We start from the raw sequence: 18,362 nt of genomic DNA, 5'->3' as shown, positions 1-18,362 counted from the left end.
TAGATATGCAGATTATCTGCTGCATAATCACCTTCAGAGGGTAGATAGGCGGCGAATAATCTGCATATTAGCCCTCTCAGGGGTAGATAGGCAGACAAGATCCGCATATCTTCCAATCTTCCTTAGAGTTCATGGGTACTATGGTGTTGCAATTGATACTCATGTACGGAGTCTGCCATGGAACCGCCTCGTCCCAAGAAACTGCTAGACCAGGTACAAGATGCCCTGAGGCTCAAACATTACTCCTACCGGACAAAGCAAACCTAATTTACTGGATTCGCCGCTACATCTTGTTCCACAACAAGCGTCACCCACAAGAGATGGGCACAGCAGAGGTCACTCAGTTTTTAACCCATCTGGCGGTGCAAGAGCAGGTGGCCGCATCCACTCAAAGCCAGGCATTGAGCGTCATTTTGTTTCTCTAAATGAGAGCCGAGTCCAAAGGTAGGGTGGGCAATGCCCACCACCTGACTCATTCACCCACCATCAAACCCTCCCTGTCAAATCCCCGATGGGAGCGGGAGGTGGAAGGTGGGCGGTGCCTACAGGTCTGTTTTGAATCAAGGTTTCTCAATGCGGATTGTGTATAACACCCTGAGGCCGCAATAAAGCCTATGGCCCCCGCGATGAAGCAGATCGTGGCCGCTGTGAAGTCGATCGACCCTGCGATCAGCCTTACTGGCACAGCTGTAAGGCAAAGTGGCATAGCTGTAAAGCAGATCGACCTCGCGATAAAGCTGATCGACCCCGCGATCCGCTTTACTGGCACAGCTGTGTAAAGAAGTGGCACAGCTGTGTAGCGTTGTCCTGCTGCACGGCACCTTTACTCAATCCCATGGGTTACCTGCGCCCGCATCGCCAGAGGTCTAAGCCATGTGACGCATATTTGCCAACCCGTTAACGCATTTGTCGCATTGGCCCTTAAGGCCGGTCTTTGACCATCGCAACCCCATTGGGCAATTCTAGCGACAGCAACGCAATACCTCGCTTAGCTCAGGGTCGCTCGTTCGGCTCTGATGCTGAGCGCCAAACCCATCTCCCACCGTTGCCAACCCGTCAAAACCGTTAATGTTGTTCTTTGCAGAGGTGTACTCTATGGCCATTGTCGTTCATCAAACGTTTTCACAGAAATATGGAAACGCTAATTTACAGCCTTAACCCAGCCCTGCCGCTGGGCTACCTCCAACACCACAGCGGCGGCGACAAACATCAGCAAGCTTTCGGCGATCGCCACCGTAAACGGCCAGCCCCGTAGACTCACTGCCGCCGCCACATTGACCAGCGCCAGTCCCCGCACCAGGCTAAAGGCTAAAACAACGCCTGCCTTGAGCTGCGAGTTGTTGTCCTGGCGCACGGCATAGCGGTAGGTAATGCCAAATAGCCCGCCAGAGATCCCTGCGATCGCCGCGCTGAGCCAAAATGTACTGCCGCTGAGGCCAGAAGTCAGCGATCGCAGCGCCGCCCCCCAACCCAGATTGGGAACCCGATGCAAGAGCAGCAGCACCGCCGCCGCGCATCCCGCCGCGACCCCGGCCATAACAGCGGCCTTCAGCGACTCAACCCGATCTACATCGGTAAATGAACGCTCCGTCATGGCCGTTGTTCAGCCGCTAGGGCATCCTCTCGCTCGAGCCAGCCGCGCATTTTGCCGGGGTTGAGCAGGCCATAGGGGTCAACCTCGGCCTTGAAGTTGACCTGCACAGCATCGACTTGTTTCATGCCGCCGTCTTCGAGCAAATAGGTGTGGGGGTTGGCGATCAGGGCCCCGTTGTCTTCGTGGTAGCGGATGATTTCGGCCAGGCGCTCAGGGGTCGAGTAGCGCACAATTTGCAGCGCCGCCGCAATCGTATTGCCGGCCATGCGCAGGTATTCTAGGTGCATGATCACCTCATCGCCGAAGTGTTCGTAGAAGTGCTGCACCCCTTTGAGTTCGGGGTCGTAGGGAAACAGGGTTTGTAGGTAGGTGAGCGACGGGTCAACGCTGCGGGCGTGGAGGGTGGTGTGGTTCCAGGTGAATTCGGCCAGGGGGGCACCCTTGCTAGCCTCCTGGGCCGACTTGCTGTAGGTGATAGTGCCGCCAAATTCCTGCACCAGTTCGCCAAACAATTCTAGAGAAGGCTCGGCCACCATCAGCAGGGCAGCGGCTTTGCCCGCAGGCAAATAGGGCTGTAGCGACGCAAAATAACTGGGAATAGGCCAGGCGTGGATGCTGATCAGCTTTTTGATCAGTCCATCGGCATCGCCCAGGGCCTGACCAAACCGGGCCGCTGTCATAAAGTCGTCGAACACGACAATCAGCTCGGCCCAGGGGTAGGCGGGGCCGAGGGGAATCTCTAACTCAGTGATAATGCCATTGGTGCCGTAGGCATGGTTGACCTTTTGCACAGCATCGCCGCGCAGCTCGATCACGCGGGGATAGTCGTCGCAGGTCACCACGCGCACGGCATTGAGATTGCCGCGATCGCGCAGTTGCCCATAGGTAATCGAGCCAATGCCGCCGCTGCCGCCGCCGATAAATCCGCCAATGGTCGCTGTGCGGTAGGTCGATGGATACATCCGCAGTTCCCAGCCCGTGGCCCGCGTCACCCGATCGATGACAGCGAGCTTGGCCCCCGGCTCAACCCAGGCGACCCCGGGTTCAACCCGCTTGACGGCATTCATTTTGCTCAAGTCCAGCACCACGCCGCCCGCTAGGGGAATGCACTGGCCGTAGTTGCCCGTCCCCGCCCCCCGAACCGTTACGGGTATCCGGGCATCAACGCAGACCTTCACCGCTGTCAGCACCTCCGCCTCGGTGGTCGGTCGCACGATTAAATCGGCCACTCGATCGGCCAGTTGCCCCTGCAATATCGGGCTGAAGTAGTAGTAGTCCTTCGAGAGCTTCTCCCGCTGGGTGGGCTCGCGCAGGGTTTCGATGACCCCAAACGATTGGGCCAGAGCATCCCAGTCAGTAGCAGCAGGGGCCAAAGTCATGGGTCAACCAAAAACGTGAGACTACGCTTGCTAGTTTAAAGCCCATTCAGACTTCAGGTCTGTTCAACCCCGCCGGGGAATCAACACCAATCGCCAGAGTCCTGAGAGACCCTGGCCGTTGGCGAGTAGAGATCAGCAGCATTGAGGTGAGCGTTAGGCCGTAGTGGTTGCCGCCGCCGCATCCGTATAACGGCGCAGGTTGGCACCCAGCCGCCGCAGCTTACCCTCCAGGTCATCGTAGCCGCGATCGAGATGGTGCAACCCTTGGATCGTGGTCGTACCCTTGGCCGCTAGACCAGCCAGCACCAGCGCTGCCGAAGCCCGCAGGTCGGTCGCGAGCACTGGTGCACCGGAGAGCTGGTGCACGCCTTTGATAATGGCGCAGTTGCCGTTGAGGCGAATGTCGGCCCCCATGCGGTTGAGCTCAGCCACGTGACGCAGGCGGTTTTCAAACACCGTTTCAGTGATTAGGCTGCTGCCCTCGCAGACGGCCATCAGGGCCATAAACTGAGCCTGCATATCGGTCGGAAAGCCGGGAAACGGCCCGGTTTGAATATCCGTAGACGAAATCGTGTGGGCAGGGAGGTAGCGCACCCGGCTATGGCCTTCAACGACAACCTGGCCCCCCATTTCGTGCAGCTTAGCAATCACAGCGGTGAGGTGCTCGGGAATCACCGGATACAAGCTCAGCTCAGAGCGGGTAATGGCACCAGCTACCAGCAGCGTACCGGCCTCAATGCGATCGGGAATGATGCCGTAGTCGGTGCTGTGCAGGCTGGGCACGCCAACGATGGTGATCGTGTTGGTGCCCGCGCCGCGAATTCGCGCCCCCATCGCCCGGCAGAAGTTGGCCAGGTCGGCGACCTCTGGCTCTTGGGCAGCATTTTCAATGATGGTTTCGCCGTCGGCCAGGGTGGCGGCCATCATCAGGGTTTCAGTCGCCCCGACGCTGGGGTAGTCGAGATAGATCTTGGCTCCCTTCAACCGCCCCCCGCTGCCAGGCACATAGGCGTGAACGGTGCCATGCTCAATATGAACATCGGCTCCCATCGCCTGGAGTCCACGGACGTGCAGCTCTACCGGGCGAGCCCCAATGGCGCAGCCGCCGGGAAGGGGAATACGGGCCACCCCCATACGGGCCAGCAGCGGGCCAATCACAAAGAAGCTAGCCCGTAGACGACTCACAACGTCGTAGGGCGCCTTAGTGTGGGCAATGGTGCTGGCGTCAACCACCAAAGCGTCGTCTTCGCGTTTGAGGCCAACTCCCAGGGCCGTCAACACCTCGCCCATACGTTCAATATCCATCAGGTGAGGAATATTGCGAATGCGGCAGGGCTGTGAGCAGAGCAGAGTGCCGGCCATCACCACCAGGGCCGAGTTTTTGGCCCCACTAATAGTGGCTTGGCCGGAGAGAGGAGTCCCGCCAACAACTTCGAGCATGGCACCATCCGACTCATCGGTGGTTATAGGGTTTGGCAATCCAATGGACGTAACGATAGCGGTGTCCTCCACAACTGATAACTCCACTTTTCCCCAGATTTTCGTCTAGATTCTATCCGAAACCATCATTTCGCCATAGTAATTCTGGGTTTCTTTGGCGCATTCGGCCACATCAGAATAGCCGATTCATTCAGAATCACGAAATCTTTTTTCAAATGCTTGACTGCGGTTACTTCTCAGTGCATGATTACAAATCGCGGCGTTTATAGCGCTCAGCCAGCGGAACTGGCGGAATTGGTAGACGCGCTAGGTTCAGGTCCTAGTGTTAGCAATAACATCCGGGTTCAAGTCCCGGGTTCCGCATCTATAGCAACGGTTCGACCAGGGGATAATGTCTTGCTTACGAGCCTACAAAATCCTCTGGTTAAGTCCATTCGCAAGCTGCATCAGAGCAAAGGGCGGCGATCGCAGCAGCAGTTTCTCCTCGAAGGCACTCACCTCATCCAAGAGGCCCTGGCCACCGACTATCCCCTCACCACCGTCTGCTATACCCCTAGCTGGGCCCAAACTCACGGCGATATAGCGTCTGCCTTAGAGCAGCGGGCTGACCGAGTAGAGCCAGTCTCCGAGACTGTTTTAGAGGCCATGGCGACGACTCAGCACCCCGATGGGGTATTGGCCGTAGCCCCTCAGATTTTGCTAGCCCCAGACCCATCAGAGCCGGAACTGGGGCTAGCCGTGGAGGCCCTGCAAGACCCCGGCAACCTGGGCACCATTATTCGCACGGCGGTCGCCACCGGGGTCGATGGGCTCTGGCTCAGCGCCGACAGCGTCGCCCCCGACCACCCCAAGGTACTGCGAGCCTCGGCAGGGCAGTGGTTTCGACTACCGATGGCGGTGGATCATGATCTCGGTGCGCAGCTTGCCAGCTGGCAGCGAGCCGGGGTGCAGCTGGTCGCCACCAGCTCCTATGCAACCCTGGATTATTGGGCCATAGATTTCACTCAACCGACCATCCTGGTGCTGGGCAACGAGGGGGCGGGCCTTTCTGAGCGCCTCCAGGGCCAGGCCACGCTCAAGGTACGCATCCCCATGATGGGAGGCGTTGAGTCGCTCAATGTGGGCATTTCAGCCGCGCTGTTGCTCTATGAAGCACAGCGGCAGCGATGGGAGAAAGAAAAAATGAGCGGTGGGGGGCCCAGCGGCTAGCCCCAGCTTGGAATACAGACGCGCAGAGGCTTCCTGCCGCATAGTGAGGCAGCGGCAGCAGTGTTGATCTGGGAATGGAGCCTAGGATTTTAGGAGTTGTCTGATTGCCCCGCTGTAGTCAAGAATGGAAAGAAACTTTGTCCCGCTTAACTAATGTCGGGGGTTGAAAAGTTGATTAGATTGTCTGGGGTAGGTTCTGCGCCCTGGCCTGTCTGGAATCAACCCTATTTTTTGGATCACCTGTTCAGGAGCCTGCTGTGAGCGACGCATTTGATTACGACCTGCTGATTATTGGTGCCGGGGTAGGGGGCCACGGAGCTGCCCTGCATGGGGTCAAGCGGGGGCTAAAAACCGCCATTGTCGAGGCCGATGTGATGGGGGGTACCTGTGTAAATCGGGGCTGTATTCCCTCTAAGGCGCTGCTGGCGGCGTCAGGCCGGGTGCGGGAGCTACGCAACGAGCACCACCTCAAATCCCTGGGCATCTCGGTGGGGGGGGTGAGCTACGATCGCGAGGCTATTGCCGACCATGCCAAAAACCTGGTCAGCAAAATTCAGGGCGATATGACCAATAGCCTCACCCGCCTGGGGGTGGACATTATTAAGGGCTGGGGCCGGCTGGCGGGGGAGCAGAAAGTGGCGATCGCCACCGCCGAGGGCGAACAGCTGCTCACCGCTCAGGATATTATTCTTTCGCCTGGGTCGATCCCCTTTGTGCCCCCCGGCATTGAAACCGACGGCAAAACCGTCTTCACCAGTGATGAAGCCCTCAAGCTCGACTGGCTACCCGACTGGGTGGCGATCATTGGCAGCGGCTACATTGGTCTAGAGTTTTCTGACGTGTATACCGCCCTGGGCTGCGAAGTCACCATCATCGAAGCGCTGGATCAGCTGATGCCCACCTTCGACCCCGACATCGCCAAGATCGCCCAACGGGTGCTGATTGCCCCCCGCGACATCGAGACCCGGGCCGGGGTGATTGCCCAGAAGGTGACCCCCGGTTCCCCGGTGGTGATCGAGCTGGCCGATCGCGAAACCCGCGAAGTCGTTGAAACCCTGGAGGTAGATGCCTGTCTCGTGGCCACCGGCCGCATTCCCGCCACCAAGGATATGGGGTTAGAAAAAGTTGGTGTGGAGACCGACCGCCGGGGCTTTATTCCGGTCAATGATCACCTGCAGGTGCTGCGGGATGGCCAGCCGGTACCCCACCTGTGGTCTATTGGCGACGCCACCGGCAAAATGATGCTGGCCCACGCCGCCTCGGCCCAGGGCATTCTGACGGTGGAAGCCATCTGCGGCGAACCGCGCCCGGTCAATTACATGAGCATTCCGGCGGCGGCCTTTACCCATCCTGAGGTTAGCTTCGTCGGCCTGACCGAGCCCGCCGCTAAGGCCAAAGCCGAGGCCGAGGGCTATGCCATCGACACAGTGCGCACCTACTTTAAAGGCAACTCTAAAGCCCTGGCCGAGGGTGAGTCCGACGGGCTAGCGAAGGTGATCTACCGCAAAGACAGTGGTGAAATCCTGGGGGTCCACATCATTGGGCTACATGCCGCCGATCTAATTCAGGAGGCGGCCAATGCGATCGCCCAGGGCCAAACCGTCACCGACCTCTCCTTCTGCGTTCACACCCACCCCACCCTGTCAGAGGTGCTTGACGAAGCCTTTAAGCGAGCCGTCGTGGTACCTGCGTAGGATGGGCACGCTGTGCTGTGCCCATCGCGCCAAGCATCCAATAACTCCGATGGGCACGGGCGAGGCCCTTTGCCCATCCTACGAATCTCAAACTAATAGTGGGCCGTGCCTACCCTACTCCAATCCAAAATTAAGATTTTTATATTCAAATGAAAATTCGCCGCCGCCCTCCCAACCCCGCCGTTGCGGTAAAAAGCTTGCAATATCAAATTAAAGCTGACGACGCTGAACCCAGGCACATTTTAGAAAAAATCGTCTGGCACAAAGAAACCGAAGTGGCTCAGCTGCGGGAAAAATTATCGCTGGCCGACCTCCAGCGTCAGATTCTCGACGCGCCGCCCCCCCGCGACTTTATCGGTGCCCTGCGCGCTAGCGAAACCGCCCCCGCCCTCATTGCTGAGGTCAAAAAAGCCTCTCCCAGCAAAGGGGTGATCCGGCCCGACTTTGACCCAGTGGCGATCGCCCAAACCTATGCCGCCCACGGCGCTACCTGCCTATCGGTACTCACCGACAAAGCCTTCTTTCAGGGCGACTTCGAGTACCTGGCCCAGATTCGTCAGGCCGTAGACCTACCGCTGCTGTGCAAAGAATTCATCATCTACCCTTACCAGATGTACCTGGCCCGCCTGAAGGGGGCCGATGCTGCCCTGCTCATTGCCGCCATTCTGTCTGACCAGGACTTAAAGTACTTCGTGCAAATTGCCAAGGCGCTGGGCATGGCAGTGCTAGTTGAAGTGCACACCCTAGAAGAACTGGATCGAGTGCTGGCGGTGCCGGGGCTAGCCTTAATTGGCATCAACAACCGCAACCTAGAAACGTTTACCACCCATCTGGAAACTACGGCAGAGTTGATGACAGCCCGACGCGATGCCCTGGTCGCCAGTGGGGCGCTCATTGTCAGCGAGTCGGGCATTCATACCCCGACAGATTTACAAACCGTTGCCGCAGCTGGGGCCAAAGCAGTGTTAGTGGGTGAGTCGCTCATTCGTCAGCCCGACCCAGGGCTTGCCATTGACCAGCTTTACGAAAAAAACATCGGATGAGCACCGAATTCAATTGAAGTTCCTGGTTTAATCAACAGATCGCTCCCCGGGCACCACAATGGCAGACATGGGCAAACCGCTTCCGCTCCCCTCTCACATTCACTACGAACTACTGCTCCGCCTGCTAGAGCAGCAGACGATGGCGGTGGCCTACCAAAATCCTCAGATTCGCCACCAGGTGCAGGAGGTGATCGTTGCCCTGCGTAAGGCATTGTCGCAACAGCGGCAGCTCGAAGAAACCTGCAAACAGGCTAAGATCGATGTCGAATACCAGTGGTCGACCAATCAACGGGGCGATCGCTTGGTACCTGAAGATGTGGCCCCCTAGGGGCAAGATCTTGTCAAACGGTAGTGTTCGCTACTTCCAGGCAGATTTTTTCTCTGCAAGCTATAGCCAGCTTCTGGGCTGAACCCGGAGTCTGGTGGCAGTTGGCCAAAGCACATGCTCCTGGCGCACAGTTTGGTTTCTAGCTGACCTACTCGAGCTTGATACGTTTGTGAGGACAAACCATGAAACGACGTTGGTTTTTAGCGTCTACCGTAGCCGTTGCTGTGACCACTGTGGGGCTAACCGCAGCCTGTGGCGGTGGCCAGTCTGTCGGCGATGATGCCGCCGCCGGGGGCAGCGTTTTAACCATGGCGACGTCCGCCGACTACCCCCCCTACGAGTTTGTGGAAACCGCTGGCGGTACCGAAGAGATTGTCGGCTTTGATGTCGATATTGCCCGCCACATTGCTACCGAACTGGGCTATGAGCTAGAGATCAATAACATCGACTTCAACGGGTTGATTCCGGCGCTACAGGCCGGACGGGCCGACTTTGTGATGGCGGGTATGACCCCCACCGAAGAGCGCAAGCAAAATGTCGATTTCTCGTCGGTTTACTACGACGCCAAGCAGACCATTGTATTTCCGTCGGGCAGCGGCATCACCGGCCCCGCCGACCTGGGCGGTAAAACCGTAGGGGTGCAGCTGGGCTCAATTCAAGAAGAGCTGGGCAAAGAACTGGCCGAATCGACTGCTGGCCTGGAACTGTCGCCTCTTAATCGCATCAACGAGATTGTGCAGGAGCTAAAGTCGGGCCGCATTGACGCCGCCATTATTGAAGACACGGTAGCGGCTGGCTTTTTGGCCAACAACCCCGATCTGGAATCGGTGGTGATTCCAGAGGAAGGCCCGGTGGGGTCAGCGGTGGCCTTTCCCAAAGACTCAGAACTAGTGGCCGACTTTGACCGCATACTGGCCGAGATGGAGTCGAGCGGGCTGATGGAAGAGCTAATCGTCAAATGGTTTGGCGACGGGGCTGAGTAATCGAAGCCCATGAATTTAGATTTTGGCCAGATTCTGCCGTCGCTGCCGTTTATTCTCAAGGGGGTGCTGGTCACCCTTCAGTTCACCCTGCTATCGGCTCTGTTTGGGTTTACCCTGGGCACCCTGCTGTCGCTGCTGAAGATCTCCAGCATTAAGCCGCTGCGATGGTTTGCAGAGTTTTACACGTCGATTTTTCGCGGTACGCCGCTGATTTTGCAGCTGGCCCTGGTGTACTTTGCCACCCCCCAGATCATTGGCTACAAGATTTCGCCCATTGAGGCGGGGGTGTTTACCTTTGCCCTCAACTCGGCGGCCTACAGCTCTGAGACGATTCGGGCGGGCATTATGGCCGTTGACAAGGGGCAGCGAGAAGCCTCGATGTCGCTGGGGGTGGCCTACCGACCTATGATGCTCGACATCATTTTGCCCCAGGCGTTTAAGAACATCTTGCCCGCCCTGGTCAACGAGAGCATTGCGCTCCTAAAAGATTCGGCTTTGGTGTCTACCATTGGGGTGTTAGACCTGATGCGGCGAGCCCAGGTGGTGGCGGGGCAGACCTTTCTCTACTTTGAGCCGCTGATCGTGGTGGGGGTGATTTACTACGTCATGGTGATGGGGCTGACTCAGGCCGCCCAAGTTCTTGAGCGGAGGATGCGCCGCAGTGATTAGAATTGAACATTTAGTTAAATCGTTTGGGCCGTTGGAGGTGTTGAAGGACATCTCGACGGAGGTGGCGACGGGGGAAGTCGTGGCGATCATCGGCCCGTCGGGGTCGGGCAAGTCAACCCTGCTACGGTGCATTAACCTGCTGGAGATTCCCACGGCGGGGCACATCTTTGTGGATGGGGTAGATATTACTTCCTCGAAGTGCGACATTCTCAAGGTGCGCCAGAACGTGGGTATGGTGTTTCAGCATTTCAATCTGTTCCCGCATAAAACAGTGATGGGAAACCTCACCTACGCACCGATGACGGTGAAGGGGTTGTCGAAGGCCGACGCAGGCAAAATTGCGATCGACCTGCTGGCCAAGGTGGGGTTGTCAGAGAAGGTCGACCAGTATCCGTCGCGACTGTCGGGGGGACAAAAGCAGCGGGTGGCGATCGCCCGCGCCCTGGCCATGGAACCCGACATTATGCTGTTTGACGAACCCACTAGCGCCCTCGACCCCGAGATGGTCAAAGAGGTGCTGGACGTGATGAAGGGGCTCGCGGACACGGGCATTACTATGTGCATCGTCACCCACGAGATGGGCTTTGCCCGCGAGGTGGCCGATCGCGTCCTATTCTTAGATGGCGGCTACCTGGTAGAAGACGCACCGCCGGATATTTTCTTTACCAGCCCCAAGAGCGATCGCGCCCAGCAGTTCTTAGAAAAGGTGCTGTAAAAGGTCTGGGGAACCCGACGCTGCGCGAATTCGTTTAAGCTAGCAGAGGTTCTAGCTGGGGCAACGGCCATGTCAGTAATCACAGCTCCATCCCCCTGGAAAATTCGCGATCGCACCTTGAGCTGGGGCAGCCGCACCTATCTGATGGGGGTGCTCAATGTTACCCCCGATAGCTTTAGCGATGGGGGCCAGTTTGACACCGTAGAGCGGGCGGTGGCCCAGGCCCGGCACCTGGTACACCACGGCACCGATATGCTTGACATTGGTGGCCAGTCCACCCGACCGGGGGCAGGGTCAATCTCCCGCGAAGAAGAACTCAATCGGGTGATTCCGGTGATCAACGCGATTCGGGGCGATGACGATGACACCCTGGCCCAGGCGATGATATCGGTCGATACCACCCGCTCGTCGGTAGCGCGGGCGGCGGTCAGGTCTGGGGCCGATATTATCAACGATATTTCGGCGGGTACCTACGACAAGGGTATGCTCTCGACCGTGGCCGACCTGGGCGTGCCAATTGTGATTATGCACCTGCGTGGCACCCCGGCCACTATGCAGCAGTTCACCGAGTACCACGACCTGCTGGGCGAAATTTACGAGGTTTTGCAGCACCAGATCGAGGATGCGATCGCTGTGGGCGTTAAACCCAGCAAAATTGCCGTGGACCCCGGCCTGGGCTTCGCCAAGACCTACGATCAGAATCTAGAGCTGCTGCGCAATTTGGATCACTTTCGCACCCTGGGCTGCCCCTTGCTGGTAGGCCCATCGCGCAAGAGCTTTATCGGCCACATCCTGGATCAGCCCGACCCTCAGCAGCGGGCATGGGGTACGGCGGCGGCCTGCTGCGCCGCGATCGCGGGCGGGGCCGATATTCTTCGGGTTCACGACGGGGCCGAGATGCACGATGTCTGTCGCGTAGCCGATGCGGTGTGGCGGCAACAGAGGGAGTAGGGGAACGCCATCGCGCCATATCCCTTCCTATGCTTCATAACGCCCCCATCCCAACGTAAGATAAGGACGACGGGAAAGAACGCGTAAAAGGTAACTATGGGACGCTTTAGACCTCTTTTGGGAATTGTGCTGGCAATCGTGGCAACTTGCCTGGTGGCCTGCGGTAGTCCGGCGGCTAAGATCCCAACCACCTATACTCCAGAGATTTTGCAGCAGGTAGAGCTCTATAGCCCTGCGGTGGCCAGTCTGCGCGATCGCTTCCCAGAGTTGGAGGGCTCCATTCAGCAAAAAGACTGGGTCGATGTGCAAAGCTTTATCCACGGCCCCATGGGCGAACTGCGCACCCGGGTGAACCGCCTAGCTGCCACCCTGCTCACCAAAGATCAGCCCCAGGCTAAGGCCCTGGCCCAAGATCTCTATGCTCACCTGGAGCGCCTCGATGAAGCCGCTGCCAACAATCAGCAGGTGGTAGCGGGCCAGGAGTACCGCAATGCTCTGGATGATTTTGATTCCTTTTTGAGCCTGGTTCCCACCTTCCAATAGACGGCCTTAATCCCTTCACCTTGAAACGAATCACGATTATCGGCTGCGGCGTGGTGGGGGCGGCGATCGCCTACGAGCTCAGCCTCAACCCCGAGTTTCAGGTCACGGTCATCGATCGCGCTGAACCAGCCCAGGGATCTACCACCGCCGCCCTGGGGGTAGCCATGGCAGTCATTAGCCATAAGGTAAAGGGCCGTAACTGGTGGCTACGCGAGCGCAGCCTGCAGCGCTATCAAACCTTAATTCCCGAGCTAGAAGCGCTGATAGGGCAGCCTATTCAGCACAATACCCAGGGTATTGTGAGCCTCTGTTTTGAGGCTAGCGAGCTGCCTCGATGGCAGTCTCTTCAGGCAATTCGCCAGCGCCAGGGGTATCGGCTAGAGATTTGGTCGCCTGAGCAATTGCGCGATCGCGCCCCCCACCTCAACACCGATGCCATTGCCGCTGGCATCTACTCCCCCCAAGACTTTCAGGTCAGCCCCACCGAGCTAACCCACGCCCTGGTGGCTGGGGCCAGAGCCAAGGGAGTGACATTTTACTGCGGGGAAGCCGTGGTCGGGTTTGATGTAGCCAGACCGACCGGGGCCGCAGCAGATAGCCTCTGTACTGCGGTACAGACTACCGCCCAAACCCACCCCACCGATGTTGTCATCATGGCTACGGGGTTAGGCACGCTGCCCCTGACCCAAGACCTGGGCCAACCCATCGCCATTGGCCCGGTGCTCGGTCAGGCCCTGCGCCTGCATAGGGATGCACCCCTCGGGCAGCCAGGCTTTCAGCCCGTAGTCAACGGCAACGATATTCACCTCGTGCCCCTGGGCAATGGCGACTACTGGGTGGGCGCTACGGTCGAATTTCCCCCCGGCACTACTCTAGAGGAGGCGCTGGCGATGCAGCCCAAAATCGCCCGGCTAGATCAGGTTCTGAGGGCTGCCGTGGCTTACTGCCCAGGTCTGGCAGAGGCTGAGATCGGCGATCGCTGGTTTGGCCTCCGCCCCCGCCCCCAGGGCCAAGCGGCCCCCATTATTCAACCCCTTACCGGCTACAGCAATCTCTGGTTAGCCACCGGCCACTACCGCAACGGTGTCCTGCTGGCACCGGCCACCGCCCTAGCTATTCGTGACGCTTTGGCCAATTTATAGCGTTGTGCAGCGGAAATAACCCACCTATTTGCCAACGCGGAAACCCTGGTGAGACTTGGAATTCCCGTTCTGCCTTTTGCCTTCTTACTTCTGCCTTTCGGTACTAGGGTTTGAGTAATGCCAAAAACGTCCCTAAAACGAACAAGAGGCGCAGCCGGTGCTACGCCTCTTAGGGGAGTTCAAGCCAAATTGCTTTGGGCCTAGGCCGCTTCCATCCAGTCATAGATCTGTTCTAGTTGCTCAAGGGTGACTAAACCATACTGCCAGAGAATCATCGGCAACGGGCCGGGGTCTTGCTCGCTATGCTTAAGCGCAACCTGGATTGAGGCCGTAGAAATTGCCAGGTCGTCTTGCAAAAAGCGAATTAAATTAGGATGCATGCTTACCGCCATAGAGTCTCACCTCCTTAAAGGTCGCTAGGGTTGACAGGATGTTGCCCACGATTCTACACAAGGATGCCTCAGTGGCAACATGAATTTTGAATTGGGTTAACCGAACTTTGATCACACCCTGCCGCAGGGCACTGCCTCAAGCTAGGGCTAGACTACATCCCCTTATTTTCTAGAAGAGGATTGACTATTGTGGCCAATACCAGGAGCCTCAGCTCAGTATTAGCCGCCTATCGATGTAATAAAAGATGCCCAAACGTGACCCATAATCTCAGGCCATCCGTTACGGAAATTTGAAACCCTTAACATTTAGTTGAAATCATGGGGCGATCGCAAGCGGCCTCCACCGAGGGGGCGTTGCTGAATGGTGGCATGAATTGGGTAAAGGCAAACGGCCGTTTGCCCCTAAGTACAGACGTGGAATTCTTGGGGCATACCTGTATCCAACAATCCCACCGATGACATCCTGTCACAGCTTTAGCCTGCGGGCGGCGGGCCTGGCTCAGCCAAGGGGTTGATCAGATTGAATAGAGCGGCGGCGGCGGCGGCGTCAGCAAAACCGGCCTCTACCGCACCGACAGCAAAGGGGTCAGATAGCTCCTGCCCCTGAGTTCCCGGTATCTGAGCAGTCACTCCAAGCCAATCGGCCAAAAACTGCCCCAGCCAGCTCTCTATCGCGGGGCCATAGAGCCGGTGCTGGCTTAAATGATGGCCCCGCCCTTGGGCCCCAGGGCAGGTTAATTGATCGGCACCTTCGGTGGTCCAGTGATTAACCATCGCCGTGGTGATCTCAGGATGAAACTGGAGCCCGTAGGCCCGCTGCCCGTAGCGAAACACCTGATGAGGAAAAGTCTGGCCCGTCGCCAACAGCTGGCTGCCCCAAGGCAGATCAAAGCCCTCTTGGTGCCACTGGTAAACCATCAGTGGAGTCGGCAGCAGTTCCTGTCCAAGGGTGGTCGGCACGATGGGGTAGTAGCCAATTTCTCGCTGACCAGCGGGGTGAGGGGCGACCCTTGCCCCCAGGGCACGGGCTAACAACTGGGCTCCTAAACAGATGCCCAGATAGGGTTTGCCGGCAGCCAGCACCGTCGGTATCCAGTCGAGCTCCTGGCGAATGAACGCTATGTGGTCGTCGTTAGCGCTCATGGGGCCACCAAAAATTACGACACCGCTGTGGTGGTCTAGGGTATCGGGCAGGGGGTGGGCCATGGCCGGGCAGCGAAGATCGAGGGTAAACCCGAGGGCGCACAGCAAGTCTCCGACCAGGCCGGGGGTAGAGGTTTTTTGATGGACAATGACTAAGACAGGGAGATGAGCACTCATAGTTAGACCTCAAAGCTGGCGTTCGACCCGCACCATGCGGCGATAAGACAGCCACCCAGCCACCACCATAGCAACGGCAAAAATAGCCAAGAATCTGACATGATTGCCTACATCGTTGAGGGTGTCACCCTGCACCACGACTCCGGCCAGGGCCTCAATCATGTGGTAGATAGGGTTGAACCGAGTCAGCCGCGCCAGGGAATCGGGAAAAAAGGCCGTCGGCAAAAAGGTGCCGCCCAAAATCATCAGGGGAATGCCAAAGGCCGCAATCAGCGCATTGACATCTTCGGTGCGGCGGGCCAGCTGGGTGCCGAGCACAAATCCCACGCCGACATAGGCGGCAATGCTGAGCCCCACAATCAGCAGGTTGGCCAGGGGGTTGCCGTTGAGGGTGGCTCCCTGGAACAGGGCGATCGCATAGACCAGCCCCGCCTGCACCAAGCCAATCACCCCGTAGGCCAAGCAAATGCCTAAGAAATACGACACCCCGCTCAGGGGCGACAAAAACAGGCGTTTGAGCGTCTGTTGCTCGCGTTCAGACACCACCGTTGCCACACTGCCCCCCAGCCCGCTAAAAAACAGCGCCGCCCCCACCAGGGTGGCCGGTGCCGCCTGGGTATAGGCGTCAGCCAGGGAAATCTGCAGGCGCTCCTGCAAAATCAGGCTGTTGAGCACCAGCAGCACCACCGGGAATATGGCCCAAAATACCAGACTCCGCCGCCGTCGCCCCAGCTCCACCAGAATGCGTTGGGCAACGGCTAGGGTCTCTCGTACGTATTTCATTGAGGATGAGTAGACTGTAAAGGCAACTTAATATTACAGTCAATAAACGTGTTTCACGTGGGCATCCTCCCTCTTTGGCCGGGGGCTGCGGATGCTCCCTCTCTTGGCCGAGAGGCTGTGTTACCGTAATGCCGAAGTCGCTCTCCACACAGGTTTCTGGGAAAATCCCAGAAACTGAGTCTGACCTAAGCAAAGACCGAAACTGATGAGTCAATCTTTAGAGGGGCTGTTTGCCCAAACCCTGGCTCGCCGTCATGTACTCAAACTCTTTGGAGTGGGGGGTATTGCGGCGTTGCTGAGCTATTCACGGCTGAGCAAGCCTCAGCCTACGGTGTTTCAGCAAGATCGGCTGGCGCTACCGACCCAGGTGGGGCAGCCCAAAACGGCAGTCGTCATCGGCGGCGGCCTGGCGGGCCTGGCGGCGGCCTACGAACTGAGCCAGCGGGGCGTAGCGGTGACGCTGCTAGAGCGATCGCCCCAGCTGGGCGGCAAAATTGCCAGCTGGCCAATTCAGGTGGGCGACGAGTCCTTCATGATGGAACACGGCTTCCACGGCTTTTTTCCGCAGTACTACAACCTGTTTGGCCTAGTCAACGAGCTCAATATTCGACAGAACTTTAAGTCTCTCGACTACTACTCGTTGGTCTACAAAGAGGGCTATAGCCCCGAAGTCTTTCGCCCCAGCAGCTCGGCATTTCCGTGGAATGTAATCGATCTGGCCATCTCGTCATCGAATCGGCTGAAGTGGGGCATCAACCTGACCCACCTGAAGCACCTCCAGGTGTTTCGAGAAATTACCGGTTTTCGCAACCCCCAGACCTACGACCGCCTCGATCAGCTGTCGGTGGCCGAATGGGTGGCTGACGACTTCCCCCAGGGGCTTTACGACCTCTACTTTTTGCCCTTTGCTAAGTCGAGCCTCAACGCCCCCGATCGGCTCAGCGCCGGGGAACTGATGCAGTTCTTCCACTTCTACTTCTTTGGCAACCCTGAGGGGCTAGCTTTCAATGGCACCCGTCAGGATATGGGGCGATCGCTGGTTGACCCCATGGTTGAGGCGATCGCGGCCAACGGTGGCCAGGTGCTCACTGGCATGACCGTCAGCCAGGTGGCCTGGCAATCGGGTCAGGTAGCCGGGGTTACCTATCAGGCGGGTAGTGTCGCCACCAATCCAGTGCCCTTTTGGGTCGAGCGCAATCCGCTGCTCAGCTCAGAAACCCTGGAATACTTCGGGGCTGGCGATAACCTCTACTCGGTGGCACCGGGGGCCACTACGGCCCTGTCGCTCACCTGCACTCACCAGGGCTGTAGCGTGCAGCGCCAGGTCGAGTTGGGCACCAATGGGGGCTATCTCTGTCCCTGCCACGGAGCGGCCTATGCCAACAACGGAGAGGTATTAGCGGGCCCCGCGCGGGAAAATCTGAGCGCATTTACCCTGCTTCAGCGGGAGGGCGATCGCGTGCAGTTAATCGCCGCCAACGCCGACTCAGGAGCCAGCGCCCAGCACCTAACCGCCGACTACTACATTATGGCCGCCGATATTCCTGGCATTAAGGCGCTGTTTGCCCTCTCCGAGGGCGAGGTGGAGCCCACCCTGGTCTCCCAGGTCGATCAACTTCAGGTCGCTGACCCCTTCGCCGTAGCTCGTTTTTGGCTCGATCGCGACTTCGACTGGGAGCACAGCTGGTTTACCTCCCTCTCGGGCTACCGCCTGACCGACAGCATCACCCTCTACCACCGCATTCAGGATGACTACATTGCCTGGGGCGAGCGCACCGGAGGTAGCGTAGTCGAGCTGCATGCCTACTGCTATAAAGAAAAAGACTTCCCGACCCAGGCCGATATTCTCAATACCTTTGAGGCCGAGCTGTACGAAATCGTCCCCGAACTAAAAGCGGCCACGGTGCTGCATCGGCAGTTGGTCAACCAAAAAAACTTTGCGGGTTTCCCCCCGGGCAGCTTTGCCAATCGGCCCCAGACCACAACCGCCGCCGCCAACCTGTTATTTGCGGGCGACTGGGTGCGCATGCCCTTCCCCTGCGGGCTGATGGAGCGGGCCGTCAGCAGCGGTTTACTGGCCGCCAACGCTATCTTAGAGCGCGAGGGGGTGCAGCGGCGCACTATTCTCTCGGTTGACCCGGAGGGGGTACTCAAAATTTAAGCGCTGGCTCCAGGAG

Annotated in this window: 18 protein-coding genes, 1 tRNA gene and 1 pseudogene; 14 read left to right on the top strand and 6 right to left on the bottom strand. The window is 58.2% G+C overall.

Going from position 1 to position 18,362, the window contains the following annotated elements; translation table 11 throughout:
- Positions 1 to 177: 177 nt before the first annotated feature.
- Together IQ254_RS33420 and IQ254_RS02755 are read left to right on the top strand one after the other, a co-directional pair.
- Positions 178 to 422: pseudogene (locus tag IQ254_RS33420) on the top strand (phage integrase N-terminal SAM-like domain-containing protein); the annotation flags it as partial.
- 192 nt (positions 423 to 614) lie between these two features.
- Complete coding sequence (locus IQ254_RS02755; RefSeq protein WP_193964102.1) at positions 615 to 779, top strand: hypothetical protein; 165 nt, start codon at positions 615 to 617, stop codon at positions 777 to 779.
- A gap of 362 nt (positions 780 to 1,141) precedes the next feature.
- Here the strand turns inward: IQ254_RS02755 and IQ254_RS02750 are convergent, their stop codons facing one another.
- The 3 genes from IQ254_RS02750 to murA all read right to left on the bottom strand — a co-directional run bounded on the left by IQ254_RS02750 (position 1,142) and on the right by murA (position 4,413).
- Positions 1,142 to 1,594 carry a hypothetical protein gene (locus IQ254_RS02750; protein WP_193964100.1) on the bottom strand — a complete coding sequence of 151 codons (453 nt, stop codon included), beginning with the start codon at positions 1,592 to 1,594 and terminating at the stop codon, positions 1,142 to 1,144.
- On the bottom strand, positions 1,591 to 2,973 hold the full coding sequence (locus IQ254_RS02745) for an FAD-binding oxidoreductase (protein ID WP_193964098.1): 1,383 nt from the start codon (positions 2,971 to 2,973) through the stop codon (positions 1,591 to 1,593). The genes IQ254_RS02750 and IQ254_RS02745 overlap by 4 nt, the downstream gene beginning before the upstream one ends.
- 153 nt (positions 2,974 to 3,126) lie before the next feature.
- Complete coding sequence (murA, locus tag IQ254_RS02740; protein ID WP_228040022.1) at positions 3,127 to 4,413, bottom strand: UDP-N-acetylglucosamine 1-carboxyvinyltransferase; 1,287 nt, start codon at positions 4,411 to 4,413, stop codon at positions 3,127 to 3,129.
- A 279-nt stretch (positions 4,414 to 4,692) separates the two neighbouring features.
- Here murA and IQ254_RS02735 point away from each other — a divergent pair.
- The 11 genes from IQ254_RS02735 (at position 4,693) to IQ254_RS02690 (ending at position 13,690) form a co-directional block, all read left to right on the top strand.
- Positions 4,693 to 4,776, top strand: a tRNA-Leu gene (locus tag IQ254_RS02735).
- A gap of 33 nt (positions 4,777 to 4,809) precedes the next feature.
- Complete coding sequence (locus IQ254_RS02730; protein WP_193964094.1) at positions 4,810 to 5,622, top strand: RNA methyltransferase; 813 nt, start codon at positions 4,810 to 4,812, stop codon at positions 5,620 to 5,622.
- A gap of 257 nt (positions 5,623 to 5,879) precedes the next feature.
- On the top strand, positions 5,880 to 7,316 hold the full coding sequence (gene lpdA, locus IQ254_RS02725; protein ID WP_193964092.1) for a dihydrolipoyl dehydrogenase: 1,437 nt from the start codon (positions 5,880 to 5,882) through the stop codon (positions 7,314 to 7,316).
- A 149-nt stretch (positions 7,317 to 7,465) separates the two neighbouring features.
- On the top strand, positions 7,466 to 8,359 hold the full coding sequence (trpC, locus tag IQ254_RS02720; RefSeq protein WP_193964090.1) for an indole-3-glycerol phosphate synthase TrpC: 894 nt from the start codon (positions 7,466 to 7,468) through the stop codon (positions 8,357 to 8,359).
- A gap of 58 nt (positions 8,360 to 8,417) precedes the next feature.
- Positions 8,418 to 8,687, top strand: coding sequence for a DUF5340 domain-containing protein (locus tag IQ254_RS02715; RefSeq protein WP_193964088.1), 270 nt, complete (start codon positions 8,418 to 8,420; stop codon positions 8,685 to 8,687).
- A 182-nt stretch (positions 8,688 to 8,869) separates the two neighbouring features.
- Positions 8,870 to 9,670, top strand: coding sequence for a transporter substrate-binding domain-containing protein (locus tag IQ254_RS33005; RefSeq protein WP_228040020.1), 801 nt, complete (start codon positions 8,870 to 8,872; stop codon positions 9,668 to 9,670).
- A gap of 9 nt (positions 9,671 to 9,679) precedes the next feature.
- Positions 9,680 to 10,339 carry an amino acid ABC transporter permease gene (locus IQ254_RS33000; RefSeq protein ID WP_228040018.1) on the top strand — a complete coding sequence of 220 codons (660 nt, stop codon included), beginning with the start codon at positions 9,680 to 9,682 and terminating at the stop codon, positions 10,337 to 10,339.
- Positions 10,332 to 11,054, top strand: coding sequence for an amino acid ABC transporter ATP-binding protein (locus IQ254_RS02705; RefSeq protein WP_193964087.1), 723 nt, complete (start codon positions 10,332 to 10,334; stop codon positions 11,052 to 11,054). Before IQ254_RS33000 ends, IQ254_RS02705 begins: the two co-directional genes overlap by 8 nt.
- Positions 11,055 to 11,123: 69 nt before the next feature.
- Positions 11,124 to 12,005 (top strand): dihydropteroate synthase, encoded by an 882-nt coding sequence (folP, locus tag IQ254_RS02700; RefSeq protein ID WP_193964085.1) that lies wholly within the window; start codon positions 11,124 to 11,126, stop codon positions 12,003 to 12,005.
- A 96-nt stretch (positions 12,006 to 12,101) separates the two neighbouring features.
- Positions 12,102 to 12,548, top strand: coding sequence for a photosystem II protein PsbQ (gene psbQ / locus IQ254_RS02695; RefSeq protein ID WP_228040015.1), 447 nt, complete (start codon positions 12,102 to 12,104; stop codon positions 12,546 to 12,548).
- A gap of 20 nt (positions 12,549 to 12,568) precedes the next feature.
- Positions 12,569 to 13,690 (top strand): FAD-binding oxidoreductase, encoded by a 1,122-nt coding sequence (locus IQ254_RS02690; RefSeq protein ID WP_193964083.1) that lies wholly within the window; start codon positions 12,569 to 12,571, stop codon positions 13,688 to 13,690.
- A 200-nt stretch (positions 13,691 to 13,890) separates the two neighbouring features.
- Here the strand turns inward: IQ254_RS02690 and IQ254_RS02685 are convergent, their stop codons facing one another.
- The 3 genes from IQ254_RS02685 to IQ254_RS02675 form a co-directional block, all read right to left on the bottom strand.
- The gene (locus IQ254_RS02685) at positions 13,891 to 14,082 is read right to left on the bottom strand and encodes a DUF2949 domain-containing protein (protein ID WP_193964081.1); all 192 of its coding nucleotides are present in this window, start codon (positions 14,080 to 14,082) and stop codon (positions 13,891 to 13,893) included.
- A 474-nt stretch (positions 14,083 to 14,556) separates the two neighbouring features.
- A complete protein-coding gene (locus IQ254_RS02680; RefSeq protein WP_193964079.1) occupies positions 14,557 to 15,402 on the bottom strand; it encodes a glutamine amidotransferase in 846 nt (281 codons plus the stop codon).
- A gap of 9 nt (positions 15,403 to 15,411) precedes the next feature.
- Positions 15,412 to 16,185, bottom strand: a complete 774-nt coding sequence (locus IQ254_RS02675) for an ABC transporter permease (protein WP_193964077.1) — start codon at positions 16,183 to 16,185, stop codon at positions 15,412 to 15,414.
- A 205-nt stretch (positions 16,186 to 16,390) separates the two neighbouring features.
- On the opposite strand from IQ254_RS02675, the gene IQ254_RS02670 reads away from it, so the two are divergent.
- Positions 16,391 to 18,346, top strand: coding sequence for an FAD-dependent oxidoreductase (locus IQ254_RS02670; protein WP_193964075.1), 1,956 nt, complete (start codon positions 16,391 to 16,393; stop codon positions 18,344 to 18,346).
- The last annotated feature ends 16 nt before the right edge of the window (positions 18,347 to 18,362 follow it).

The organism is Nodosilinea sp. LEGE 07088, assembly GCF_015207395.1.
Taxonomy (GTDB): Bacteria; Cyanobacteriota; Cyanobacteriia; order Phormidesmidales; family Phormidesmidaceae; genus Nodosilinea.
This window is presented reverse-complemented; position numbering and strand designations above follow the sequence as displayed.